This window comes from Paenibacillus macquariensis (assembly GCF_900156375.1).
GTDB lineage: Bacteria > Bacillota > Bacilli > Paenibacillales > Paenibacillaceae > Paenibacillus_AQ > Paenibacillus_AQ macquariensis.
The window spans coordinates 186442-210037 of sequence record NZ_FTNK01000009.1 but is presented as its reverse complement, the minus strand read 5'-3'; the positions used below and the strand labels follow the sequence as shown (position 1 = coordinate 210037).

At 41.2% G+C, this 23596-nt stretch carries 18 protein-coding genes; 5 read left to right on the top strand and 13 right to left on the bottom strand.

Annotation, left to right across the window (positions count from 1 at the left end):
• The first annotated feature begins 17 nt into the window (after window positions 1-17).
• Window positions 18-890 (top strand): TRM11 family SAM-dependent methyltransferase, encoded by an 873-nt coding sequence (locus BW961_RS17230; RefSeq protein WP_394327637.1) that lies wholly within the window; start codon window positions 18-20, stop codon window positions 888-890.
• Here BW961_RS17230 and BW961_RS17225 read toward each other — a convergent pair.
• From BW961_RS17225 to BW961_RS17190, 8 genes are all read right to left on the bottom strand, one after another.
• The gene (locus BW961_RS17225; protein ID WP_326110640.1) at window positions 858-1988 is read right to left on the bottom strand and encodes an MBL fold metallo-hydrolase; all 1131 of its coding nucleotides are present in this window, start codon (window positions 1986-1988) and stop codon (window positions 858-860) included. The two genes, BW961_RS17230 and BW961_RS17225, sit on opposite strands and share 33 nt — an antisense overlap.
• 220 nt (window positions 1989-2208) lie before the next feature.
• The gene (locus tag BW961_RS17220) at window positions 2209-3657 is read right to left on the bottom strand and encodes an FAD-dependent oxidoreductase (protein ID WP_068588572.1); all 1449 of its coding nucleotides are present in this window, start codon (window positions 3655-3657) and stop codon (window positions 2209-2211) included.
• A gap of 203 nt (window positions 3658-3860) precedes the next feature.
• Entirely contained in the window at window positions 3861-5216 is a 1356-nt protein-coding gene (locus BW961_RS17215; protein WP_068588573.1) for a sodium-dependent transporter, read from the bottom strand.
• A gap of 289 nt (window positions 5217-5505) precedes the next feature.
• Window positions 5506-6795, bottom strand: a complete 1290-nt coding sequence (locus BW961_RS17210) for a DUF3999 family protein (RefSeq protein ID WP_169810327.1) — start codon at window positions 6793-6795, stop codon at window positions 5506-5508.
• On the bottom strand, window positions 6758-9319 hold the full coding sequence (locus BW961_RS17205; RefSeq protein WP_068588579.1) for a DUF2339 domain-containing protein: 2562 nt from the start codon (window positions 9317-9319) through the stop codon (window positions 6758-6760). The genes BW961_RS17210 and BW961_RS17205 overlap by 38 nt, the downstream gene beginning before the upstream one ends.
• Window positions 9320-9479: 160 nt before the next feature.
• A complete protein-coding gene (locus BW961_RS17200; RefSeq protein WP_068588583.1) occupies window positions 9480-10136 on the bottom strand; it encodes a thermonuclease family protein in 657 nt (218 codons plus the stop codon).
• Window positions 10137-10180: 44 nt separating this feature from the next.
• Entirely contained in the window at window positions 10181-11629 is a 1449-nt protein-coding gene (locus BW961_RS17195; RefSeq protein ID WP_068588592.1) for a DEAD/DEAH box helicase, read from the bottom strand.
• A gap of 288 nt (window positions 11630-11917) precedes the next feature.
• Window positions 11918-12535 (bottom strand): class I SAM-dependent methyltransferase, encoded by a 618-nt coding sequence (locus BW961_RS17190; protein WP_211269775.1) that lies wholly within the window; start codon window positions 12533-12535, stop codon window positions 11918-11920.
• A 206-nt stretch (window positions 12536-12741) separates the two neighbouring features.
• On the opposite strand from BW961_RS17190, the gene BW961_RS17185 reads away from it, so the two are divergent.
• A complete protein-coding gene (locus BW961_RS17185) occupies window positions 12742-12957 on the top strand; it encodes a DUF4083 family protein (protein WP_068588595.1) in 216 nt (71 codons plus the stop codon).
• A 99-nt stretch (window positions 12958-13056) separates the two neighbouring features.
• Here the strand turns inward: BW961_RS17185 and BW961_RS17180 are convergent, their stop codons facing one another.
• Window positions 13057-14562, bottom strand: coding sequence for a DUF4153 domain-containing protein (locus BW961_RS17180; RefSeq protein ID WP_068589035.1), 1506 nt, complete (start codon window positions 14560-14562; stop codon window positions 13057-13059).
• Window positions 14563-14684: 122 nt separating this feature from the next.
• Between BW961_RS17180 and BW961_RS17175 the strand changes: the two genes are divergently transcribed.
• Window positions 14685-16403: an ABC transporter substrate-binding protein gene (locus tag BW961_RS17175; protein WP_068588598.1), complete on the top strand. Its 1719-nt coding sequence runs from the start codon at window positions 14685-14687 to the stop codon at window positions 16401-16403.
• 47 nt (window positions 16404-16450) lie between these two features.
• Here BW961_RS17175 and BW961_RS17170 read toward each other — a convergent pair whose 3' ends face one another.
• Together BW961_RS17170 and BW961_RS17165 are read right to left on the bottom strand one after the other, a co-directional pair.
• Window positions 16451-17683 carry a deoxyguanosinetriphosphate triphosphohydrolase family protein gene (locus BW961_RS17170; RefSeq protein ID WP_211269776.1) on the bottom strand — a complete coding sequence of 411 codons (1233 nt, stop codon included), beginning with the start codon at window positions 17681-17683 and terminating at the stop codon, window positions 16451-16453.
• Window positions 17670-18230 carry a guanylate kinase gene (locus tag BW961_RS17165; RefSeq protein ID WP_068588601.1) on the bottom strand — a complete coding sequence of 187 codons (561 nt, stop codon included), beginning with the start codon at window positions 18228-18230 and terminating at the stop codon, window positions 17670-17672. The genes BW961_RS17170 and BW961_RS17165 overlap by 14 nt, the downstream gene beginning before the upstream one ends.
• A 156-nt stretch (window positions 18231-18386) precedes the next feature.
• Here BW961_RS17165 and BW961_RS17160 point away from each other — a divergent pair, with 156 nt between their 5' ends.
• Window positions 18387-21506, top strand: coding sequence for a GNAT family N-acetyltransferase (locus BW961_RS17160; RefSeq protein ID WP_082867585.1), 3120 nt, complete (start codon window positions 18387-18389; stop codon window positions 21504-21506).
• Between the two features lie 13 nt (window positions 21507-21519).
• The gene (locus BW961_RS17155; RefSeq protein WP_068588604.1) at window positions 21520-22383 is read left to right on the top strand and encodes an amidohydrolase family protein; all 864 of its coding nucleotides are present in this window, start codon (window positions 21520-21522) and stop codon (window positions 22381-22383) included.
• Between the two features lie 57 nt (window positions 22384-22440).
• On the opposite strand, the gene greA is transcribed toward BW961_RS17155, so the two are convergent.
• On the bottom strand, window positions 22441-22920 hold the full coding sequence (gene greA, locus BW961_RS17150; protein WP_068588607.1) for a transcription elongation factor GreA: 480 nt from the start codon (window positions 22918-22920) through the stop codon (window positions 22441-22443).
• A 290-nt stretch (window positions 22921-23210) separates the two neighbouring features.
• On the bottom strand, window positions 23211-23516 hold the full coding sequence (locus tag BW961_RS17145; protein ID WP_068588610.1) for a hypothetical protein: 306 nt from the start codon (window positions 23514-23516) through the stop codon (window positions 23211-23213).
• Between the last annotated feature and the right edge of the window lie 80 nt (window positions 23517-23596).

Here is a 23596-nt window from a genome sequence, read left to right as displayed (position 1 = left end):
CCTTATGCAGCTTGGAGATGCGCTCCCTATTTGGAGTTGAAACAGAATCTCTTATCATCAAGAGCGACGTTTCTATCGATCCTAGCCGAAGTCCCTTTGTCAAAGAACAGATTGAAATCATGTACGAAGGCGACACCATGAATGATATTCTGAAACAAGTGGAGGACATTGTTCTCAACGATTCCACGTTCAAAGTCATATTCGTCAAGATTAATGACCTATCTCCAGATGATAAAATATCCTATGGTGATCGCCGAATCATCGAACGCGACTTAGGTATACACATCGAGGGTGAAGCAGACGTTCACAACCCCGATCATGTATTTGGCGTTGTAACGTTAGGCGGGCGCTGGTATTTCGGGAAGTATCGTCTGAATGAAGCGGTATGGTTCCTCCATATGAAGAAACCCCGCAACTATTCGATTGCACTAGGTACACGTCTCGCAAGAGCTGCCGCTAATATTGCCGTCCCAAATCCACAAGGCGTGAAAGCGATCGACCCTTGTTGTGGCATTGGAACCGTGTTGGTGGAAGCTCTGTCCATGGGGATTGATATCGTAGGCCGAGACTACAACCCACAAATCGTCCAAGGTGCACGTGCGAACATTGCCCACTTCGGATACGTTGGTGAAGTCACTTATGGGGACATTGCAGACGTTACTGAGATGTACGATGTAGCTATTCTCGATATGCCTTATAATCTATTCTCTTCCACAACACCCGAAGAACAACTCTCGCTTCTCAAACATACGCGCCGTTTCGCAAGCAAGGTGGTTATTATCACCATCGAAACGATAGATGACATGATTCAAGAAGCCGGATTCACCATTATTGATCGCTGTGTGGCTAAGAAGAGATCATTTACCAGACAGGTTATTGTGTGTAATTAGCTCTCTCCACCACGTTGAAACAGGATAGTTAGATGATCCCATCCAGACAATCTCCCCTATTCTTGGGGTAGAGATGTGTACATCATGTTCCTTCGCAGCCTTTAGTGCACGTTCTACTGGGTCGGTCCAGTCGTGAAATGCCAAGGTGAATCCGCACCAATGGATTGGGATCATCAACTTCCCCTGTACATCAACCTGTGCCTGAATCGTCTGTTCAGGAAACATATGAACGCCAGCCCATCGCTCATCATATTGACCACATTCCATTAGCGTCATATCGAAGGGTCCATATTTCTGACCAATTTCCTTGAAATGAGGGCTATAACCACTATCCCCACTGAAAAATAACTTCGTCTGTTCACCACAAATAACCCATGAACACCACAATGTTGCTTCTTTATCTACGAACTTTCTACCTGAGAAATGTCTTGCAGGTGTACACGCCAATGTCAGTCCTTCAAATCCGGCCTCTTCCCACCAATCCATCTCTGTAATCCGCGCTTGGCTTATCCCCCATCTCTCTAAATGAGCTCCCACACCAAGTGGCACAAAGAAATGTTTCACTTTCTCTTTCAATTTCAACATAGAACCATAATCCAGATGATCATAATGATCATGAGACAAAATAATGGCATCTATCGTTGGCATATCTTCGATCTCCATGGGTAGCTTACCGTAACGTTTACCCCCGAGGAACGGGAATGGTGACGGGGAATTCCCTAGCATCGGATCGATGAGTAACTTTATTCCATTGATGACTACCAATAATGCAGAATGTCCAAACCATATGACATAGTCCTGCTGATTTTCTTTTACAAAATGGGGATCTACCAACTCCACTGGTAACGGTACACTAGGTCTTCCTTGTGGGTTACCTTTGATAAACTTAACTAACATAGAGATGGTTACTCCCATACCGTTACTTACGGATGTTGGGAGGGTATTAAAGAACCTACCGTTGAAGTAGTTCGATCTATGAATCTGCTTCGTTAATTTCTCACGTGGCGTCTTCCCGCCAAAGGGTGGATAGAACGTCATTAGTAAATAGACAAATCCAATGATCACAACAACGATACAAACAATGATTATAACCGTCACCACACTCACCACCTCTATATTCATTATTTAGCACAGATTTGATTACAGTATAACGAAAGCAATAGCTGATTCCATCATTTCAACGTCGTTATTTTGTTAAATTTCATTCTATATCTTCATCCATTATATACATCATTATGTTCATATTTGAAAGTCAGTAACCATAATAAAGGCGCCCATTTCATATGGACGCCTACATAATCGAGCATTGTATTCTGCATTAGCCTTGAAGCTTAATTCGGTAATCATGCTGAAGATACTTATCAATCCGGACAAAATCAGTTGTCGTAAGCTCTCTGAGCCTCTTATGCTTCAATTCTTTACCCAGAATAATACCTATAGTCTGCCCTGCTAAAGCTGTATTGGGCATAATCCGTGCGCTACCATAGGCCTTGATCGTCGCTCCGAGATTGCTCCCTACTACGAGGACATTCTCATAGGACTTTAACTCAAAGGAGCGTAGAGGAATTCCATAACGGTCAGGCTTACCAAAGCTTAACCCTTTGCGCATTGTAGCCGTCCCTTGTAAGTCTGTTGCATAACTAGCGATGCTGACATTGTCCCAGAACATCTTGTTAGACATTAAGTCTGGATAATCTAAGATATACTCGGTCTCAAATCGATTATAATCTCGAATGTACAAATAATCTGGGAATCCATTTAATTCAGCATTCGCATAACCAGGTATACTCTTACGCAGAAATTTCAGTACCTCTGGTGCTTCTGCCTTAGCCTTCTTCATCGCTGATTCAATCGATTTAGGATTAGCAGGATCTACATTGAAGATCAATAGTGCATTCATAATAACCTGTCCGTCTTTTTGGTACGTGGAGTTAATGCCTCGTAACATTAATTGCGGATCAAGTGGTTTATATTTGTATGTAATATTGCTAAAGCCCGTGGCATAATCCCAATCGACATACGTGTTATGTCCATACTTTTTCTCCACATTGGTCAACGGATAATCGTTCAATACCACTTGGTGAAGCTTATTCCAATTCACATTTTTGAATTTCAGGACAAGTGTAGCTGCCATATAATCTGGCTTCGTCCCTTTATAAATGCTTTCCATACCTGGAATCCGTTTAACATCGAGCTTACTGGTCAATGCATTAAAGTCCGTATTCTCCACAAAATATTGGGCCGCAACCGTATACTTCACACCATCTTTAGCACGATAGGTTATGGATTTAAGAGATTTGTCTTGTTTCAAGGGAACCTCATTGACGGATTCAATCACAATCCCACTGCGCATGGGGATATCCTTGATGACACTTTGATAATATCGATCAAAGGCGGGCTCTTTCCGAATGGAACCCGCCTTGTATCCATCATATAACTTCTTGATATCTCCTTGAACGAGGCTTCTACGCTTCTTATCGTTAGGCTCATCTAATACATGCATTTGGCCTTGCATGAATTGCCCTCCTGGTTTACTGCGCGGATCTAAGATAATGACATCTAATCCAAGACGACGTGCTTCTTTGGCAAGTAATGACCCTTGAATCTCACTACCGATAACCACAACATCGTAGCTACTGCAACCCGAACCACATGATGCTTTAGCTGTTACGGTATGTCCTATCATAGATGGGGCAACCAGTTGAACCATAAGTACCGCAGCCATAATTCCAATGATGTAACGAGAACAATGTTTCATGAAATTCATTATCTACTAACCACTCTCTCTTATGTAATTGGTAAATTCGACATTATATATATACACTTCGCTACCCTACACCACCCTTCCTCTTTTTTTTCATGTGATACGCCTATATTCCGAGAACAATACGTGTCGTTTAACCTCAATAACAAAAACCCCTAATTCCTTAACAAAGGAATTAGGGGTGACTACCATAAGTAGATACAGCTTTAGAATTTAATTATCCCTGACGAATGTAAGAATACGAACACGACAAGGATCGGCGCTACAAATCGCAGCAAGAACAACCATACACGGAACCACACAGCCGTCAGACCTGCTTCATCTGCAACACCTTTATAGAAGTATCCTGCAAATATCGTTACAATAAGTCCCCCTAGTGGTAACAATACATTAGAAGCTACAAAGTCTATCCAATCGAAGAATGCCATCCCACCTAATGTTAATCCCGGTGACACGCCTAATGACATGGAAGCAGGTACCCCTACTATGAAACACCCGATAATAATAATCCACACAGACCGAGTTCTACTCCAACCAAAGCGTTCCATAGTGTATTTTACAGGTACCTCTAACAACGATACGGCTGAAGTTAACGCTGCTATTGCTAGTAAGATGAAGAACAAGCCTCCAAAGAAAGAACCGAAAGGCATCGCCGAGAATGCCGCAGGTAATGCGATAAATACGAGTCCAGGACCTTGTCCAGGATTGATTCCAAAGGAAAAGGTAGTCGGGAAAATAATCAATCCTGCGATAAGTGCGTAGAGAAGGTCTCCTGTTCCAATCGCCAGTGTTGCCGTTCCGAGTGACTGTCGTTTCTCAACATAAGAACCATATGTAATCATCGTCCCCATACCAAGGGATAGAGAAAAGAATGCATGACCTAATGCTACAAGTGTCGACTCTGGTGTTAGCTTCGAGAAATCAGGGTTTAGAAAGAATGATACTCCCGCCCCTGAACCTGGTAACGTCAATGCTCGAATCATCAATACGACGAGGAGTAGAAACATCCCTGGAATAAGAATCTTATTGAACTTCTCTATCCCGCCAGAAATCCCCTTTACCACGATTGCGCCTATAAGCACTAACACGACAACCTGCCAAAGTATTGGCGTATAACTAGCCATAAATCCATCGTACATGAGCGTGAAATCTGTATTTGGCACGAGCTTGCCACTAAACGCTTGCAACGCATAATGAAGCGTCCATCCAGCAACAATCGCGTAAAACGACAGGATAACAAACGGAGCGATGACCGAAACCATACCCAATCTGCCCCAAACTTTCTTTCCGCTTAGTTTAACGAAGGAAGAAGATGCACTTCCTCGTCCGCCTCGACCAATAGCAAGTTCTGCTAGCAGTACAGGCAAACCTACAATCACTAAACACGCAACGAATAATAGAAAGAATGCCGCTCCTCCATATTGTCCTGTTATGTACGGGAACTTCCACATGTTTCCTAGCCCCACAGCACTTCCGATCGCCGCAAATATAAATCCCGAGGAAGAGAACCTCTCGCCCTTACCCGAAGATTGAATTTCTTGGTGTTTATTAAAATTGTCCATGATGTCCTCCCCATGATGTCTGTAGCCTAAGCCTAATGCTAGGTGAATCCACGTATTATACTAAAAAATGGAGCTATACGTATACGCGAAATATTTCATTATTTTTTACAATAATGTTTTATTTTATTCTAAATTGAATATATCACCTCCAAATTAACCCACAAAGTAGTACAAATGGGTCGTGGAAGACCCTTGGGTCCTTACCGGTCAGTTGTTTAGAATGAACCACAAAAAGAAGCTGACCTCATATAAAGGTCAACTTCTTGAATGTACATGTGGATTCCCAGATTTATGACTTCGGTTTCATCTTCTTTACTAGCAGACCGATCAAAAGGATCGATACGAGAATAATGATCCCGTTAAACCATATCTTTTGTTGTAACCACCATACAGAGTCTTCTTTTGTAGGTGAAGCAACGGGGGACTTTACTTGTATACTTAGCTTTCCAAGCGCAACATCCTCTTGTTCAATATGACTCTTGAAGTTTACAATATCATATTGGGGCTTGGTAGCCGCGGAGTTACCATAAAGTAACTTGTACGGTCCCTCTCCCTTATCTTCGAATACTAGCTTATCCACGATATATCCTATGCCAAATCCCGCAATGTCTAACGGTAGATCATCACGATTATTTATCTCTATGGTGATAAATGGACTTCTGATCGGGTTCACCGCTGTGATCGTACGATTCATAATCTGTACATCTTTGAAGTCCATTTGGTATATATCTTGTTCACCTACGGTATCGATACTTACTCCCTGATCATCATATAACCTATACGATCTTGTATAATTATTTCTCTCCGTAAATAGCTGCAATTCGGTAATTTGAAGTCGATTCTCATTATTTACAATAATTCGAGTAATCCCATCTTCTTGCTTCACTTCAAAGGATGGCTTCCCAATCTTCTTGTAGTCTAACCACTGTAGCTGCTGCGTATTATGAATCAATTGTAAGCTTGGAAATGCTAGTTTCTCTACATTGTTGAGAACACTCAAGCGGTAATATTCATATTTGTACGCTGAACCAAGGTCAATACGATCCTTCACCAACTGATCTGTTCGGTACAAATCACTCTGATCGATGAATTCCCATTGATTGCCGTCGTAACTCCCATACACCTTAATATGCTTCAGAAATGCCTCTTCTGGTAGCCCAATAGATAGCAGGTTCCCTTGAATATCCACATTGTCCTCCACAGGAGTAACCTTATAATCCAATATCGTATTACCATCTTTCAAAGCTGTACGAACCAATGAAGAGGAATACGTCTTCGCCTGTTCCTTTGCCTTTCCGTAACCACTGTCGATGTAGTAAGGAACATACTGACCTTTCTGATTCACAATCCGCAGGTCACGTAAGTCTTCGTCCGCCCCCGCATACACATCTTCATCTAGGAACAAGGCATGATAGGGACCGCTACCTTGCAAATCAATCCCCTTCGAGAACCGCCATTCTGGCGCCTGCTCTTTCTCTACTGCGACAATGACGTCCCTGCCTACAAATGCACATACCAACAGCATTACCGCAAGCATCATGCTAGCCCTTCGAATCTGCTTCGACTTCCTCGTTCGCATGGGTCTCCCCCAATCTGCTGGATACTTTCTGATAACCATAGGAAATGCCAAGTAATACAATTCCGAAAGTGAAGTAAGCAATAATTGTACTTCCTGTTGACAATAAACTTAGATCATACAATATTAATTTCCCCGTGGCAGCAAGCGTTAGACCTAATCCGAAACGTCTAATGTACACGTACCGATATCGGAATCCAAACGCGATATACACGATAGCCAATAGTAAATACAACAGACTGAAGATCAGACCTATCTCTTCCAGTTGGAATTGAACAACTAGGAAAGAAGTTAGTATTCCAAGTAAATATACTCCTAAGGCTACCGGATATATCTCGATACTCTTATACTGCTGGCGTATAACTGCAATCAACACTTCACGAATACTGAAGAATACCAATACATTGAATCCAACTAGTATTCCTAATGCAATATATTCAGTTGCTGTATTGTACGTATAATCGGACTGTAGCGCTGGAGCGGTTAATGTAACTATGATACATAAAAGATACCCGACTCCATATAGGAACATACCGTAGTACTTCACCACGCGATCATATAACACCTTAACTTTGGAAAGCCCGTAAGCTAGCGCAATAGTTATACTAGCCATAAGCAGAGAATTGTAAAAATCGAAATGGCTAAAGTCACTTGGCACCCATCTGCTATAGACCTCTCCCAACTCGTACATGAAATAAAACCACACATTCAGTAGCGAAGCGTATTTAAATACCGTAACCAATTGAGCTTCATAAGGGCGACTAAATAGTTCTGTTACCCGCTTCTGTTGCTGAACCGCATAATACAATGTCACCAGTAACATGCCTACAGTGACAAAGCTATATTTTAAAGTATAGTATGGATTGTCATATCCAAAGAGAAGTACATTAGTTAATAGATCTCCCCATAGAAATGCCCCTAAACACAACGCTAGAATGCCCCAACCCGCTTTCTCTAACGACTTAAACCGATTGAGACTTCCATAGATCGTTAAGAGGACCCCTTCGGCAAGCCATCCAATCGATACCCACGCTGCACCAAATTGGAATGGAATCATCAGTATCGCAAACGTAAGCGAAGTGGCATAGAATAACAGCGTTGTCTGCCTCTCTTGACGCATGAACTTCTCAAGGAATCTGCCCAGGCCAATATACACAAGACAGAACACCAATGCCAACAGTCCTTGGTACTCCTCCAATTGTGATAGATCAAACAAGACATACAGCGTTACACAGCTAGTGAACGTATTCAAAGCGAGCAACGTGAAATCCCACCATGATAACTTAGACTTATACTTAAATGGATAGCCCAACGTCATGCCAAGGTATAACATAAAAGTAATTCCTACATACACCATACTGATAGAATCACTACCAGATAACGACACTAAAGCTAGCATAGACGGCACATTAAATAAGAAGCTGATGTAATTTACAATGACCCACCGCTTCTGAAATGAGACAAGTAGAATTGATGCGTTCAGTAGGAACAAATAACCCATTGCCACATATACCGCATTCCCTTCCAGTCCAAAAGCACCCATATATGAGAATAGTGGAAGATATCCTCCTACAAGGCCCAGTGAAATGATACTCCGCGAATGGTACCTTAGCGATAACAGCACTGCCGTTAATGACACTAGAACAGATAAGGTTAAACCCACATAAATATCTATAATGCCGAGTAAAAAATAACTGTAAAAGATCGAACCATACAATATCGAAATACCGCCACCTAATAACCCTAAGGCAAAAGTCTGCTTTTGCTTACGAAACAACCATTCTCCACCTACAAGCATTATTATGCCTAGCAGGAAAAAGGCACTCCCTTTCATATATCCGTTGAACCAACCCGTATACATATACTTAAAGCTAACACCTACGGCTAAAATAATGAGCAACATCGCAACCTTATTCAACCAATTCAAGCCGATTTTCATTTCAAATTGATTCTGCTTGATTCTCTTCTGCATAACTTCTTCCGTTATTTCTTCCGTAGCGAATTGGTCTAACCCACTCGTTACTTGTTGATGAAGTCTCCTATCATCTTCTAATAGTCGATCACGATGAAGCATGATCTTCTGATTTAACTCATCAGAGATTTCTGCAAGCTTAAGTGTCATCTCCTCCTTCTCTTCTTTCAAATGGTTGGATGACCGTTCGAAGAGACGGTGAACCGCTGTCTTGGTCTGAAGCTCGAAAGCCCTCAGTCGATTCGTCTGTCCTTCTCTATGACTTGCAAAGTATGTATTTAATTTCTCTCGTGATACGTTGATAATATTCAATTTCTCGTTCATAATCTGCTCTGTTAATGAAGTCCGTAACTTCATGTTCTCTTCTTCTAGAAGTGATACTTTCTTCTGTAACGTTGTTAAACGAATCTTCTGCTCTTTATGTTGCTCCTGAAGCTTCTCATTCTCATGGATGACATCGTATGACTCATATTCATGAATTAAGGTCTGAACTTCTTTAGACAATTGGTTCTGGCTATTTTGAATGTGAAATAAGCGATCCTTGAACTCCTTCATTTGTACCCTCCAATGCGTATTACTGGTAATCTTTACATTTTACTATATATTATCGACAAATATTAATTATTTAGTAAGTAGCTAAGTATATAAAAGAAGGTGCCGTCTCCTCTGCAAAACGCTGCACGGAAATGGCACCTTCTTGAAATTATAACTAGACTTAACGCGCTGCTTTTCTAAATCCGGAAGCAACGGCTTCCTGATCGCTACAGAACATCATCTCGTTCCGAGAATTAATATTACCTTTGATCTTGGGATTGCTACAAGATTGAATCGCCGTAGCCTTATTCGTATCTTTGGCCCATAATCCTACTTGTTTGGACTGCGCTTCACGCTTGAGCAGTGAAAATTTCTTTGTGAATAATACGTCAGGAGGAAGCGACATCGTATTTGCATAACCCTTAGCAATCAACATTTCGTTAAACATGATCGGATCATCCTTAATAAAGACCAAACGTAACAGTCGATCATACTTATCTGTTTCGCTCACATCTTTAAATAGATAAACCGTCTGTCCCTTGAGTCGCTCCTTGCTGAAATTACTAGCTTCCTGACCATAATATTGCACTTCACCATACACCTCAGGCGTATTTACTCCGACCAATCGCACCTTCTGATCGGAAACCGTCACGAACGTATCCCCATCAACGATGCGCTTTACGGTTGTGATCTCATACGCTTTATCTTTTAACTCAGGATAGTCTTTGACCAATTGGGTAACAAATGCATCCTTATCCTGTTCCACTGGACTCCCAGGATCAGAACATCCTGAAATAAAGAGGGAGACCAGTAAGACGATATACAGATAGATTTTCATCGTAATTCCTCACTTATTCCAGCAATAACACTCTTTAGTTGTATCTATCTTTTATTCGCGACATGCACTTTCAACAATTTACCCTTAACGGTAGTCGTCTTCATCACTTGAATGACATGCTGACCTTTACCATTCAATATTTCGACGTAAGATACGTTATCTTGAATCGTAATAATACCAATATCATCAGCTGATACGCCTTCAATCTTCGCAATCGTACCCACGAAATCAACAGCTCTAATTTTCTTCTTCTTCCCACCGTTGAAATACAGCTTCGTGATCTCTTTATTTAATTGTTCGTTCTTATCTTGTTTAAGTATCGGCTCAATCCCGATTTTCCCTTGGAAAGCATCACGATTACTTTCAACTTGTTCTTTAGAAGGAACATTTTTCCTAGGGATAGCAAACCCAATATAACTTTCAATTTCATTTAGGAACTTATCTTCATAAGGTGTTACGAAGGTGATTGCTTTCCCAGTTTTACCCGCGCGCCCCGTTCTTCCTGTACGGTGAACATAACTTTCCTTCTCCATCGGAAGATCATAGTTAATGACATGTGTGATGTTATCAATATCAATCCCTCTTGCCGCTACATCTGTAGCAACTAAATAACGGAATTGACCTCGTTTGAAGTCATTCATCACTTCGAATCGATCCTCTTGGAGCATACCCCCGTGGATTTTGGAGCATGTATAGTTGGCATTGGTTAATTGCTCAGTCACCTGATTCACATGTTCCTGCGTCCGACAGAAAATAATGCAACTATCTGGATTCTCAACCACTGTAATATCTTTAAGCAAGCCGAATTTCTCCGATTCTCTCACTTCATACAAAGAATGCTCAATTGTCTCTGTAGTGAGTCCGCTAGCTTTAATCTCAATCATCATAGGATTGCTCATATATTTGTAGCAAAGTTTCTCCACATCTTGAGGTAACGTTGCTGAGAATACCATCGTTACACGTTCTTTAGGAAGTTTCTCAATAATCGATGCCACTTGTTGAATGAATCCCATGTTCAACATTTCATCAGCTTCGTCAATGATAAGATACTCTAAGCGCTCTAGCGCAAATGTTCCACGTTCAATGTGGTCTAAGACACGTCCGGGTGTCCCAACAACCACGTGGCTCTTTTGCTTCAACTCAGCCGTTTGCTTCGCATACGGAGTCTTGCCATATAGAGCTGTTGCTTTAATACGTTTAAAGCGCCCGATGTTCATAATATCCTCTGTCACTTGCGCAGCAAGCTCACGTGTAGGCGTTAAGACTAATGCCTGTGGCTTGTTCTCGTTCCAATCAATTAGGTCACAAATCGGAATACCAAAGGATGCCGTCTTCCCGCTCCCCGTCTGGGATTTCACGACAAGATCCTGTCTGTCTAGCGCCATCGGGATAACTTCACGTTGCACTTCAGTTGGTGTGGTATAGCCTAAGCTATCCAGTGCTCGTACGATTTCTTCACTTAATGTATAGTCCTTAAAACTTTGATCGCTCATGTAAGTAACCTCATCTATTCTAAAATTATTGTACCTATGGACATATGTTTCCACGAATCATCTATCACATACTCTCTATTATACTCGAAATCGACAAAATACTTTAGTTATTCAATGGTAAATAGCCGAAGGTAGCTTATAAGAGCTAACTTCGGCTACATCAGCGATCTTCTATGGCAGTGGCGCAGCATGATCCTCCCTGCACCCATATACCGCCATTACCACACATCATCCACTTACCATATTTGCTGAGGATTACAATACGAAAATCCAGAATACCATATGCCACTATGTACGTTTTCTTACACACCAAGTCGTCATACAGCGCTGACCTGCTACAATCGTCGTCTTGATCGGCTCAAATAGCTCCCCCTGCAATGCGGTTGTGACTCCCCTTAATTGCTCTTCATCCACAAGAAATCGCGTACTCCCGTCGGGTAAGATATAACGCTGATTGCCTAATGGCTTCACGAGGTTTTCTATTCCAATGGAAGATGCCAATCGAACAAAGAGCCTCCCTCCCGGTTTCAGCACACGCCATAGCTCCTGAACCATCTGGTCAAAATGTCTCTCATCTTCAGCAAAATGTAGAACTGCGCTACTTATAACAAAGTCAAAGCTAGCATCAGCAAAGCTCATGTACTCCAATGACTCTACACGTGCATGCTCGGTTGACCATTCAAGCGTAAGCTTCTCTCCCAGCCTTTGAACTTGTTGTATAGCTTCCTCCGAGCGATCTAACGCATATACATTATAGCCACTCTGCAATAAATATCTGAGATTTCTGCCTGATCCACAACCGGCATCCAATATCCTCATATCTTTGGTTATATTCCCTTTCAATAACTGATCAAATAAGTAAATATCGATATTGCCGAACTGGTCATGCAGTTCTATGTTCATCATGTCATCTCACTTTCGATTTAATAATACCCGGAAGGAGTTCATATGGATAGTCAAGAACATTTGACGTTAACAAGGTCTATTTTACAGGGCGCTTGTCTATTCTATGACCTCCATTGAATTATATTGTGGGTATAACCATAATTGAACTGTTTTAGATTAATGGGTAATAATGGTATGATGTGAGGAGCTGAACTGAAGGGAATGAAATGATGTTTAACGGCGTAGGGCTTCCTGGATTGTTTTTATTAGTCGTGGTTGTAGGATTGATTATTTTATTCTTTGTTTCATTGTATCGTTTTATTAGAAAATTACTAACAAATTCTGCCCAAACAAAAAGAAGCCAAATGGCTTCTGAAGCTAGACTTCGTCATATCGAAGACCAACTGGATGTTATTACGAAAAAGATGGACAAAGGTAACTAATTCATCTTGATGGTATCTCAGAAGACTACGCATACGTAACTTGTGGTAGTCTTCTTTATCATAATTAAATCTTCCGAATCATTTCTACTCAATCCAGTATTAATTCTCTCCCAAGAAATACTTCTCCAGCGCCCTCTCCGCTCGATATTCCGATAGATTAAATGATGGCCAATCACGATCCCTCATGGATAAGTTCTGCCATTGTTCTCTCAAATACTCATCCATGATCCCATGTTCCTCAAGGCTATAGCGGATAAGTGACTGCGTGGCATCCGTAGACAAACTATTCAAATAGGACTCATCTATGCTACCACTTTGTTTGTAACGTTCCATGTTCTTCTCTGCGATGATGGTATCCATACTGGTATAGTTCATGATCACATAAGACAACAGTCCCAGAACAATGTAGAATTTAGCTAGGGGTAGGCTTGCGAAATGTATTCTTAGTCCTGCAACAATCAACAGTATCCCTAGAAAGATCATAAACGCATGAACAAGGAATCGAATATACGTATAGCCGTAAGCCTCCTCGTACAATACTAGTCTCGTATAGGCCGAATACAACATTACACAAGAGCATACAACCAATATGTACAACATCACATTATTGATTCGTTGCAATAGCCCTTGTTCTTTCGCATTAAATACAAGCGTGCCCATTAACAGGACAAAGTTAATAGCCGTTACAACCATAAGTTCGAAGAACCCGCTTCTTGCATACTCCGCATAAGATGCACCTTGTGGTAAAGTCCCTTCCCATGCGCCAAACAAATAGGAGAACTGCAATATAACAAACAAGACATACACGATATTTATAGCTATTAATACCGTAGCCGTGATAATCGGGTCTAGGACGATCTTAAATGAGTCCACTGCTGCATCCTTATCTACACGATCCGGCTCTTTCCCATGCCCCCACTCGTACTTCTTGGAATCAATGAATCCCCATAAATATCCGAACAATAATACACAAACAATACATACCCACACAAAACGGAAGATTCCCTTGTCCACGGAGAAATTGCTCATCACATTAGGGATTCTTGAAATAAATTGGTCGAATACCCCATCTGCGGAAGATAACAAGGAGATAACAACCATTAATAATGGCATGGCAATCGCAAGCCCAATCAGTACTTTACCAATCACCGTCTTATGGCGTTCTCCCACAGTACTCGAACTTTTTGGCTTCACGATTCGAAACGCTGTTGGAACATGTCGTAAACTTTGGATGATAAGATGTTCTAATGCGACCCCTATCACCTGAGGTTTATACCAGACAGGTCTCTTTTCACTGAGGACATATGCCATATGCACAAAGAATAGTGAAGGAATCACCACAAAGTTGAGCACATAGAAAAAGGGGTTCTGAAATAACGCATATGTTAATGAGAGTAATAGGATGGACCCAAATAGCACCCACCCTAACCATGATGATTGTACAATTTGATCCTTAGCATTGTAGAGCATATACCAATACAGCAGGCCGATAAAGATAGGATATGAAACACCAAACAAGTTCCCGTAAAACAAATACTGGTGAACAATCGCTAAGAAGAACGCACCAATTAGAGCAACAAGAGGTCGGTCTATTCTCGATTTCATATTATTCACTACAGGTAATCCCTCCACTTCTTACTTTCTAAACCTAATTCTAGATGATAAAATAAGAAGATAAATAGAAAGAAATAATTTAAAATTTCCTATTTTAGAGGTGGATCAAGGATATGAAGCTACACAACCAATTCCTGCGTCTTTATTCACATTATGGAACCACGGAAGATGTTCAGATCACACTAGATGAGTTAGCCATGACGCTAAATTGCACGCATCGCAATGCCTCTATCATCATAGGTAACATGGTGGAACACGAATGGATACACTGGGAACCCAAGCGTGGACGTGGAAAACGTTCTACACTACGATTCCTGATCCAGCCTGAAGAGATCGCCGCTCAATCCATGATGAAGGCGATCAGTCGACAAGACCTCAAACATGCGATTGATCAGATCCGAGTCCATGCCAGATCGTCTACGATGCAGGATCGACTGCAAGAATGGCTCCTTACGTATTTCGGACATCATTCTGAGATTAAAAGTAATAAACAAATAGACACGCTTCGATTGCCTATTCGCCAAAGACTTCACACCTTAGACCCCCTTTATATGAATCTTTTAGCGGAATCATTTGTTTCTAGTCATGTATTTGATGGCCTCACTCGAAGAGCGAATAATACGGATGAGATTCTTCCAAACATAGCTCACGCTTGGGATGTCGACTCGAATCGCACAAAGTGGACATTCTACCTACGCAAGGAAGTGTTATTCCATAACGGGACACTCATGACGGCCCAAGATGTTGTATATACGTTTGAACGATTAATCGAGACTTCTCAGAAAACGTTATACAGCTTTATTTTCAAACAAATTAAATCTGTCCGAGCCCTTAATCCAACGACGGTCATCATTCAACTGAAAGAACCCAATGAGTTGTTCCTGTCCTTCTTATCGACAAGTCGTGCTGCTATTGTCCCCAGAGAATTAGACCAAGTGGGAGAGGCTAGCTTCGGTACGAAACCCATAGGGACTGGACCGTTCAAGGTAACCGAGATGAATGACAGCATTTGCGTGTTAGAGGTATTCACTCATTATTTTCAAGGAAGAGCACACTTGGACCGTGTGGAAATTGTTTCTGTTCCTTGGGATATCCCTTCAAATAAAACTGATGCGGAGCACTCGTCAGATCCATTATCACCCTTTCACATTATCCATAATCCGTCCTTGGCAGAAGGAACATCATGGAGCCAGATCCATTCCGAAGCATCTGTCCGGAAATTCGTAACCTGTAACACCAAAAAAACCGGACCATTAAATGATCCAGTTGTTCGAGCGCATGTTCTATCCTGTTTGCGTGGGGACGGAGACTTTCTAAATCATGAGGATTCACACGAATCTGTTGACGCAAGTGAGAACAAGCTTACGCTTCAGATAGCGACGATCCCACAATATAGACTGGATGCGGATTTCATAGCTGAGCGTTTGGCTAGGTTCGGTTATGTATGCCATGTCGTATCCACATCACTTGAAGAGTTCAAAGGGTCCATCCGATTAGAATCTGACCTTATTGTCTTCTCCCTATTCCGCGATCAAGATGAGCAACTTCGCCTATTAGATCTTTATTTGACGATGTCTGAACACGTTGAACCCCACACACGAGTGGATATTGATACGCTCCTTCACAACGTGATGCGTGAGACTGACTCCCATGTAAGAACGCAGAGGTTCGCTCAGATTGAAGACCGTCTGATTCAGGAACATCAACTACATATTCTATATGAGAGGCCGGTTCAGACCGCCTATCTGCCCTCTGTTCGTGGTGTGACCTTTAACAGTCAAGGGTGGGTTGATCTAAGGCATATATGGTTCCCACCAACGATCGACCACTGAGCATTCTTTATAAATAGACGGGGCATTTCTTTGTCCCTCTATCTTCTCTATTCATGCTTTATCGTGTACAAGCTAACATTTTCTCCATAATATTTCGAATATTCTTGAACGGCAAAGCTATCCATCATACCCGATATAAAATCTATAATGTTCCGTCTTTTATCCGTATTCTCGTCAATCACTCTGTACTCTGGAGGAAGCAGTTGTAGATCTTTATTAAAGCTCTCATCGTTATATACGGTGTAAAGACCTCTCAATACCTTCTCGCCTTTTTTCTCATACATTTGGACAGAAGGTTTGCGCAATATCATATGAAAGACCATTTTTTTTAGTCCCGAAGACAGAGCCCCATACTGATTAAAGCTTAATCTCCCTAACGTTTCGTTATATGTAATGTCTCTGATTAATGTATTTACGATTTTGGAGGTCAATTCTTTTCTAAACAGAAATGAATATTCCTCGGAAGATTTCAGTCGAGTGCCTTGTGATGCAAATGTTGTACAATGCTGAATAATACCTTCTAGCACACTAGAAACACTACGATAAGCTTCATGTACTTTAAATTCATACAGGAGTTCATCAATTGAAAATAAATTCTGACTCAGGCAATCTTCTAAATCATGGGCAGCATACGCAATCTCATCCGCTAAGTCCATAATTTGCATATCAATAGTACATGCATCTGTAGCCGTTAATTTAAGCCTATCTAAAACTTCTTGTATAGCTAGATAATTATCGTCATATATAAACTTCTTATTCTCACCACTATTATATTGGTTGAAATATTTCACAACCCCTAGCAGAGACCTGAATGTGAGATTTAGGCCCTGATAGCTATAATGCTTCTTCTCTAATTTCATGAGTATCCTAAGGGTCTGAGCATTGCCCTCAAAGCTCCCAATATCTTGGACAAGTTCTCCCAATACTCTTTCTCCATAATGACCGATCGGTGGATTCCCTAAATCATGCGCAAGGGAACAAGCTTCAACAACAAACGTATCAAGCTTAAGATCCATAGCTAGTCCTCTTGCAATTTGTGCAACTTCCATACTGTGTGTTAATCGATTACGAAAAAAGTGATTGTTATCTATGCCGAGAAGTTGCATCTTCCCTTGTAATCTTCGAAAGGATGCTGAATATAACACACGTGCATAATCGCGTGAATAGTCCTCTCTTCCTCGCTCGTCATCTCCCATATCGTGCAAGCGGAAATTCAACTTGTCCAACTTAGGAATGCTCTCTTGAACGTAATCCATTGTCTCCTGATTATAAAAGCTCACTGTTCTCCACCAACCCTCGCTTAATATAACTTATCATTCGTTTCGCCTTTTCCCTGTTCTCCTCCGTATTGTATATCACGAGATCACATTGAGAGAGGGTACTCACTTCTTCCTCATAACTTGCAAGACGACGCGTTACGTCCTTGTCATCCGTATTTCTCGATAACAATCGTAATCTACATTGCTCTTTATCAGCCGTAACACCTATCACTAGAATTCTATCGTGGAATCTCTCCTTGAGTATCTTTACTCCCTTGGCATCCATAACCACTGAATTCAATTGCTGTCCGTTCATGATTTGGTTAATGGATAACATCGACGTCCCATAATAATTACCTTGGTACTCCGTCATTTCTAGCATATTACCTTCTTCAAACATCTTGCACATGATTTCCTTTGTCACAAAATGATAATCTACCCCATTCACCTCTCCTTCCCTAGATGCGCGAGAAGTCCATGTAACGACCTTAGGGATATCCAGTAGTGCTTGAAGTGTGCTTTTCCCCGAGGCACTCGGTCCTTGAAATACAATGAGCTTGAATGACATGATAACCTCCAAATAGTCTTAAGAATGATTAATGCTATTTTATACTTAAATGGGATAATAAAACATCATTCATATGATTAACGTCATCGACGCGCTTCCCTTTTGACTTACTATTCAGTTAGAATAATCTCATTAGAATATATTAGGAGGTTCCAAATGACACATACGAATATGGATCAAGTGACCATTGTAGAATATGAACCAAAGTATGCTGCATCACTGGCTGATATGTGGAACCGAAGCAGAGATAGCTGGGGTGGAGATAATGCTGTCAGAACAGAAGAAACCATCCTCTCTGAGCATAACAACAGTACCCATATTAAAGTGTTTCTTGCCGTAGTAAATGATGAGGTTGTTGGTTATTGCAGTTTCTCTCACTATAAAGATGATGAAGGTGCTCTGTATATTCCGTTATTAAACGTACGTCCTGATTTCCATGGTCGTAAAGTAGGTAAGACACTTGTGCTTCGTGCATTGCAGGAGACGATAAATCTCGGTTGGTCGAGACTCGATCTTCATACGTGGCCGGGAAATACGAAAGCCGTTCCTACCTATAAGAAATCCGGATTCTTCTGGGAAAAGCGTGACGACATGACGCATCTCATGAATTTCATTCCATCCGTTCTTCAAACGGAGCCCGTCCGAGCCTATTTCAACGATATTGACTGGTATACAGCTAGCACTCGTGTTCTTCTTGTTGAGCCAGATGGTCGCAAAGAAAATGGCTTTGACTACTTCACATATGAATGGAATAAAGATGGACGATATTTGAAAATGGAGTATGAACGTACAGGCCGTGGGCTTCGACTCATTGAGACCGATGATTATCTTATTTCCGCAACCGTAGTAAATCACAGTCTTCCTTTCGGCAAAAACTACGAGATTGTCTACGAACTTATTAGCAAGAACAACGTTCCTTTAACCGTTGAAGTGCATGGTGTAAGCAATAAGCAGATCGAGTTCGATTTAAGCGAATCTCGCGTAGTTACTGGAACCGATGTCATTAAAGGACAATTTAGAGTCCACCCGATTGAAGAAGAGCAGAACCCTTGGCAGAATCATCCCGTTGTGGAGGCTGAGCTAAGCATTAACGGTCTTAAGACCGTATTTAAAGTCGGTATTGTCCCTACATATCCCGCTACTCTCACACTTGAATCTGCTAATCATGCATTTTATGTTGGGCAAGAAATGGAGCTATTCTTAACGATCGAGAACGGATTTAATGAGGAGACTGTCTTTTCGTTCGATATGCCTACAACATCTATGATTTCCTTCGAACAACGTCATATCGAGACCACTATTCCTGCTAAAGGTCGTAGAACCGTTCCAATCACTGCTACTCTAAATGAGTATGGCGTTTTGAAACAATCTATTGAGCTATTAGCAGTTATAGGTAACGAACAAATCGTCGTCCATAGAGAGCTAAATGCGCTCTTCCAAGGGCATACTGCCATGTTCGGAGGGGAGACGGAAACCGAGTGGATCATTTGTAATGGTGGCTATTCCGTCCATTTGAATAAATTGAACAATAATACTACTGTTGCTCAGGATGGCAAAGAGATTCACGATACTGAACTGACCTTTCCTAAATTGGGTCTGCCTTTTTCGAATGAGTTCGTAAAGAATCGCCCCATCCATGTAACCCAATATACAGAACAGCAACTTATGGTTATGGAAGCACACTATACTATGCCAGCTTATGAGGCCATTCTCCTGGTGGCTATTACGAAACTTCATGGTAACGGCATCGTCAAACATCATTATCGCGTACAGAACACATCAGACGTATCGATGGCTTGCGATTTGATACTCCGTGAAGGAATAATGCACGATATCATGAACAATGTGATTCCCTATGATGGAGATTACCTCGATCTACGGCAAGGTGTGGATGCTTCCAGTAAGGATTACTGGGATTTCAAATTGATTATGGAGAATTGGTTCTTCGCTTATCGTGGATTATCAAATCATGGCATCAGTTGGCCTGCAAGCCAACAATTGATGAAAGACGGTTGGGTCTTCGCCATCGAACATCCACTTGGCAAGCTTCATGCAGGGCAAGTCATAGAGACGGAACCCGTTTGTATTATGGTGGGAACGTTCGCAGATTGGCGGGATCTCCGTGCCTTCGCTATGCAGGAACAGAATTCGAAGCAACTACGAACTTCGGAGCATCTTACTTGTTCGCTTAACGATGGAAATCCTTTTGTAAAAGACTCATTTCAAGTCACTCTGAAGGAGAGAACAACGATTTATCTGGATGGGCAAGTAACCGTTTCATCAGACTTGAATAGCTTTGTTTCAGATAGTCTCACTGTAGCAAGTGAACAGCAACTATCCCAAGTCACTCTTCCACTTCATGTTAACGGTGATCATAAGGTTGATGTCGTCGACATACAATTGAATTTCGAACCCTTTGAGACAAAGAGAAGAAAGATTATATTCCCTATATCACATGCAGAGGTTCAATGTGAGACTTCCATCGAACAAGGCTTAGAGGTATTCACAGCAGACAATGGTACGCTACGGATTCAGGCTAGTCCAGCATTTGCACCTTCCCTTTTCTCGATCACACATCAAGGACGAGAATGGTTAGATTCTTCCTTCCCACAGGTTGGACCGAAATCTTGGTGGAATCCATGGTTAGGGGGCATCGCTACTAGCTTCCGTTGGAGCTCTCTCCTAAGTCTGATGGAAGAATCACGAACAACTTCCTTTACGCAACTTACAGATAATAAAGGAAATGAATGGTCTGGTATTCGTATGAGTGTAACGATTACTAATAATGAGAAGTATAGGGGACTCATTCTCCATCACCATTATATGCTATTGCCTGGAGCGCCCGTCGTATGTCATGTTATCATGATAGAACAACTCACTGGTGCTCATCTACCGCCTATTCGAATGATTACTTCTAGCTTCTTCAAAGCTAGTGAGGATCTGAAGAATAGCCGAGTTCACCTGAACGGTATGCAAGGTGATCCTCTGGTCTATAAGGCTGGCCGAATCCAATATGATATCGAGACCTCAGGTATCGTGCAATATGGATCTTCGGAACATGCAGAGCGACTGACACTTGTCACTCATCCAGATTTAGAGGTATGTTATGCATTTGTGAATACACATGCGATGTCTTCTACCGTTATTGAAGAACTACTTGTTAAGGTCGGCGAATCTCAATTTGCCAAACCACAGTTCTATACCATTGGAGATCAGATTGTCCCTGATCATGTTTACAGTGATTTGTTCGATATCCGTTTCACAACGCAATCATGAGAGGGGTTAACCCATGAAAATTATCGATGCACATATCCATTATTCCAACATAGAATCCTTTCATGATACCGCCCGCACTTTGGCACATATCGATTATTCAGCAGCAGGCTTACAAGAAGAATTTAAGCGGGCAGGTGTTATCGCAGGCGTAGGCATGGGCGTAACTGAGACGATACCCGGTGCTTTTCCTGATTATGCAGCAGCTAATCCTATGATGCTTGATCTGAGCGAGAAGTTACCACCCAATCTATATACTTGTGTCGGCATTAATCCGTTAACGCTGAGAGATGGCAATCAACTAGAGGAGCTAGAACATACACTTCAGCAGGATCATGTAGTGGGTATCAAATTGTATGCTGGTTATTATCACTACTATGTGGGTGATCCGATTTATGACCCGATCTATGAACTAGCATCCACTTATAACTTACCTATCGTCATTCATGGAGGATTGACATACTCCGACAGCGGCTTACTGAAATACTCCCACCCACTCTCTATGGAGGAGACATTCCTGAAACATCGAGACATTACTTTCATGATGTGCCATCTGGGCGATCCTTGGGTTATGGATGCAGCAGCCTTATTAGAGAAAAATCCGAATCTGTATGCTGATCTATCAGGTTGGATTGTAGGTGACGATGCTAAGGTTGAACGTATGATGCAAGAGCAAACCTATACAGATCATTTCCGTCGTGCTATCGTATTCGCTGAACGATACGATAGATTAGTATTTGGAACGGATTGGCCACTTGTCCCTTTGGATTCCTACATCCGCTTCGTAAAGAATTTAATTCCCGAAGCCTATTGGGAGCAAGTATTCTATAGTAATGCACTTCGTGTATTCCCTAAGCTTGAGAAATTATTAAATGGTTAAATGAGTGAACGCAAAAAAATCCGTCCCCTACTACAAGGTGACGGATTTTCTCTATTATTATAATGACTTAATTTCAAGTAACTCATATTTAATGATTCCCATAGGTGCGGCTACATTGATAACACTGCCTATTTTTTTGCCTAAAAGTTCTTTACCCAATGGACTCTCATACGATATCTTATTATCCAATACATCTGCCTCAGCAGGTCCAACAATTTGATAATTGATTTGCTCTGAGAATTCAATATCATTCAGAATGACAATAGAACCCACACTAACAACGGAGAGATCTAAACTCACAGTATCGATAACCGTTGCTTTCGTGATCATCTTTTCCAATATCTTTATTCTTGTCTCCATAAAGGACTGGTCGTCCTTAGCAGAGTGGTATTCACTATTTTCCTTCAAATCGCCGTAACTAATAGCTAACTTAAGACGTTCTGCTAATTCTTTGCGCTTAACTGTCTTAAGATCTCTTAGTTCATCCTCTAACTTGGTCAATCCTTCTTTCGTTACAATTACTTCTTCTTTAGCCATGTTTACAACTCCTATTTTACTTTCTTATTCAATTCTAACCTATATCCACTTAAATTGTTATTAACTACAACGAAAAAGTTGGATCTAAAAGGACTTCATTGGTAAAATAGAGGCTATTTTATACTAAATCATATTAAAAATTTGTTGAACTATGTATGTATGTTTGTTTTCGGGCATGCGATCTACAACATTATTCTCTACACTTGCTCCTTGTTCTATTCTGTTTTCTTTTCAGGTTAATTAATTTGTAAAAAGGGGACCATCCAAATATATTGATTGATCCCCTTTTATTATAAGAACGGAACACTCACGATAACTGCAACGGATGCAATGCCTATTAATATGCTTGTATTACGAGGTAATTTAGGTTTCTGGTGCGGTTTATAAAAGGTATGTGAAGATAAAAAGTTACGATGGAATACATAGATCAAAGCCAAGTTGGCAATAAGCAATAACCCTAAAGTAGGTAAGCTCTGAATGCCTTCATTTCCGAAAATAGGTTTCTCGATCATCCCAAGAAAGAATAAGGAAATAATTAAATATATAATATTTCTGACTACATCAAGCGTCAATTTCACGAAATTGCCAATCACCATTTATTTAGCCCCCATTCCTACTATTGTAAATTTTACCATAAACAAAAAAACAGTAAACCTAAAGGTGATGAATTCATCAC

Bases quoted from the DNA above. Each gene is read 5' to 3' on its own strand.
- BW961_RS17230 (WP_394327637.1), top strand. From the start codon at position 18: ATGCGCTCCCTATTTGGAGTTGAAACAGAATCTCTTATCATCAAGAGC.
- BW961_RS17220 (WP_068588572.1), bottom strand. From the start codon at position 3,657: ATGAATTTCATGAAACATTGTTCTCGTTACATCATTGGAATTATGGCT.
- BW961_RS17215 (WP_068588573.1), bottom strand. From the start codon at position 5,216: ATGGACAATTTTAATAAACACCAAGAAATTCAATCTTCGGGTAAGGGC.
- BW961_RS17210 (WP_169810327.1), bottom strand. From the start codon at position 6,795: ATGCGAACGAGGAAGTCGAAGCAGATTCGAAGGGCTAGCATGATGCTT.
- BW961_RS17205 (WP_068588579.1), bottom strand. From the start codon at position 9,319: ATGAAGGAGTTCAAGGATCGCTTATTTCACATTCAAAATAGCCAGAAC.
- BW961_RS17200 (WP_068588583.1), bottom strand. From the start codon at position 10,136: ATGAAAATCTATCTGTATATCGTCTTACTGGTCTCCCTCTTTATTTCA.
- BW961_RS17195 (WP_068588592.1), bottom strand. From the start codon at position 11,629: ATGAGCGATCAAAGTTTTAAGGACTATACATTAAGTGAAGAAATCGTA.
- BW961_RS17190 (WP_211269775.1), bottom strand. From the start codon at position 12,535: ATGATGAACATAGAACTGCATGACCAGTTCGGCAATATCGATATTTAC.
- BW961_RS17185 (WP_068588595.1), top strand. From the start codon at position 12,742: ATGATGTTTAACGGCGTAGGGCTTCCTGGATTGTTTTTATTAGTCGTG.
- BW961_RS17180 (WP_068589035.1), bottom strand. From the start codon at position 14,562: ATGAAATCGAGAATAGACCGACCTCTTGTTGCTCTAATTGGTGCGTTC.
- BW961_RS17175 (WP_068588598.1), top strand. From the start codon at position 14,685: ATGAAGCTACACAACCAATTCCTGCGTCTTTATTCACATTATGGAACC.
- BW961_RS17165 (WP_068588601.1), bottom strand. From the start codon at position 18,230: ATGTCATTCAAGCTCATTGTATTTCAAGGACCGAGTGCCTCGGGGAAA.
- BW961_RS17160 (WP_082867585.1), top strand. From the start codon at position 18,387: ATGACACATACGAATATGGATCAAGTGACCATTGTAGAATATGAACCA.
- BW961_RS17155 (WP_068588604.1), top strand. From the start codon at position 21,520: ATGAAAATTATCGATGCACATATCCATTATTCCAACATAGAATCCTTT.
- greA (WP_068588607.1), bottom strand. From the start codon at position 22,920: ATGGCTAAAGAAGAAGTAATTGTAACGAAAGAAGGATTGACCAAGTTA.
- BW961_RS17145 (WP_068588610.1), bottom strand. From the start codon at position 23,516: ATGGTGATTGGCAATTTCGTGAAATTGACGCTTGATGTAGTCAGAAAT.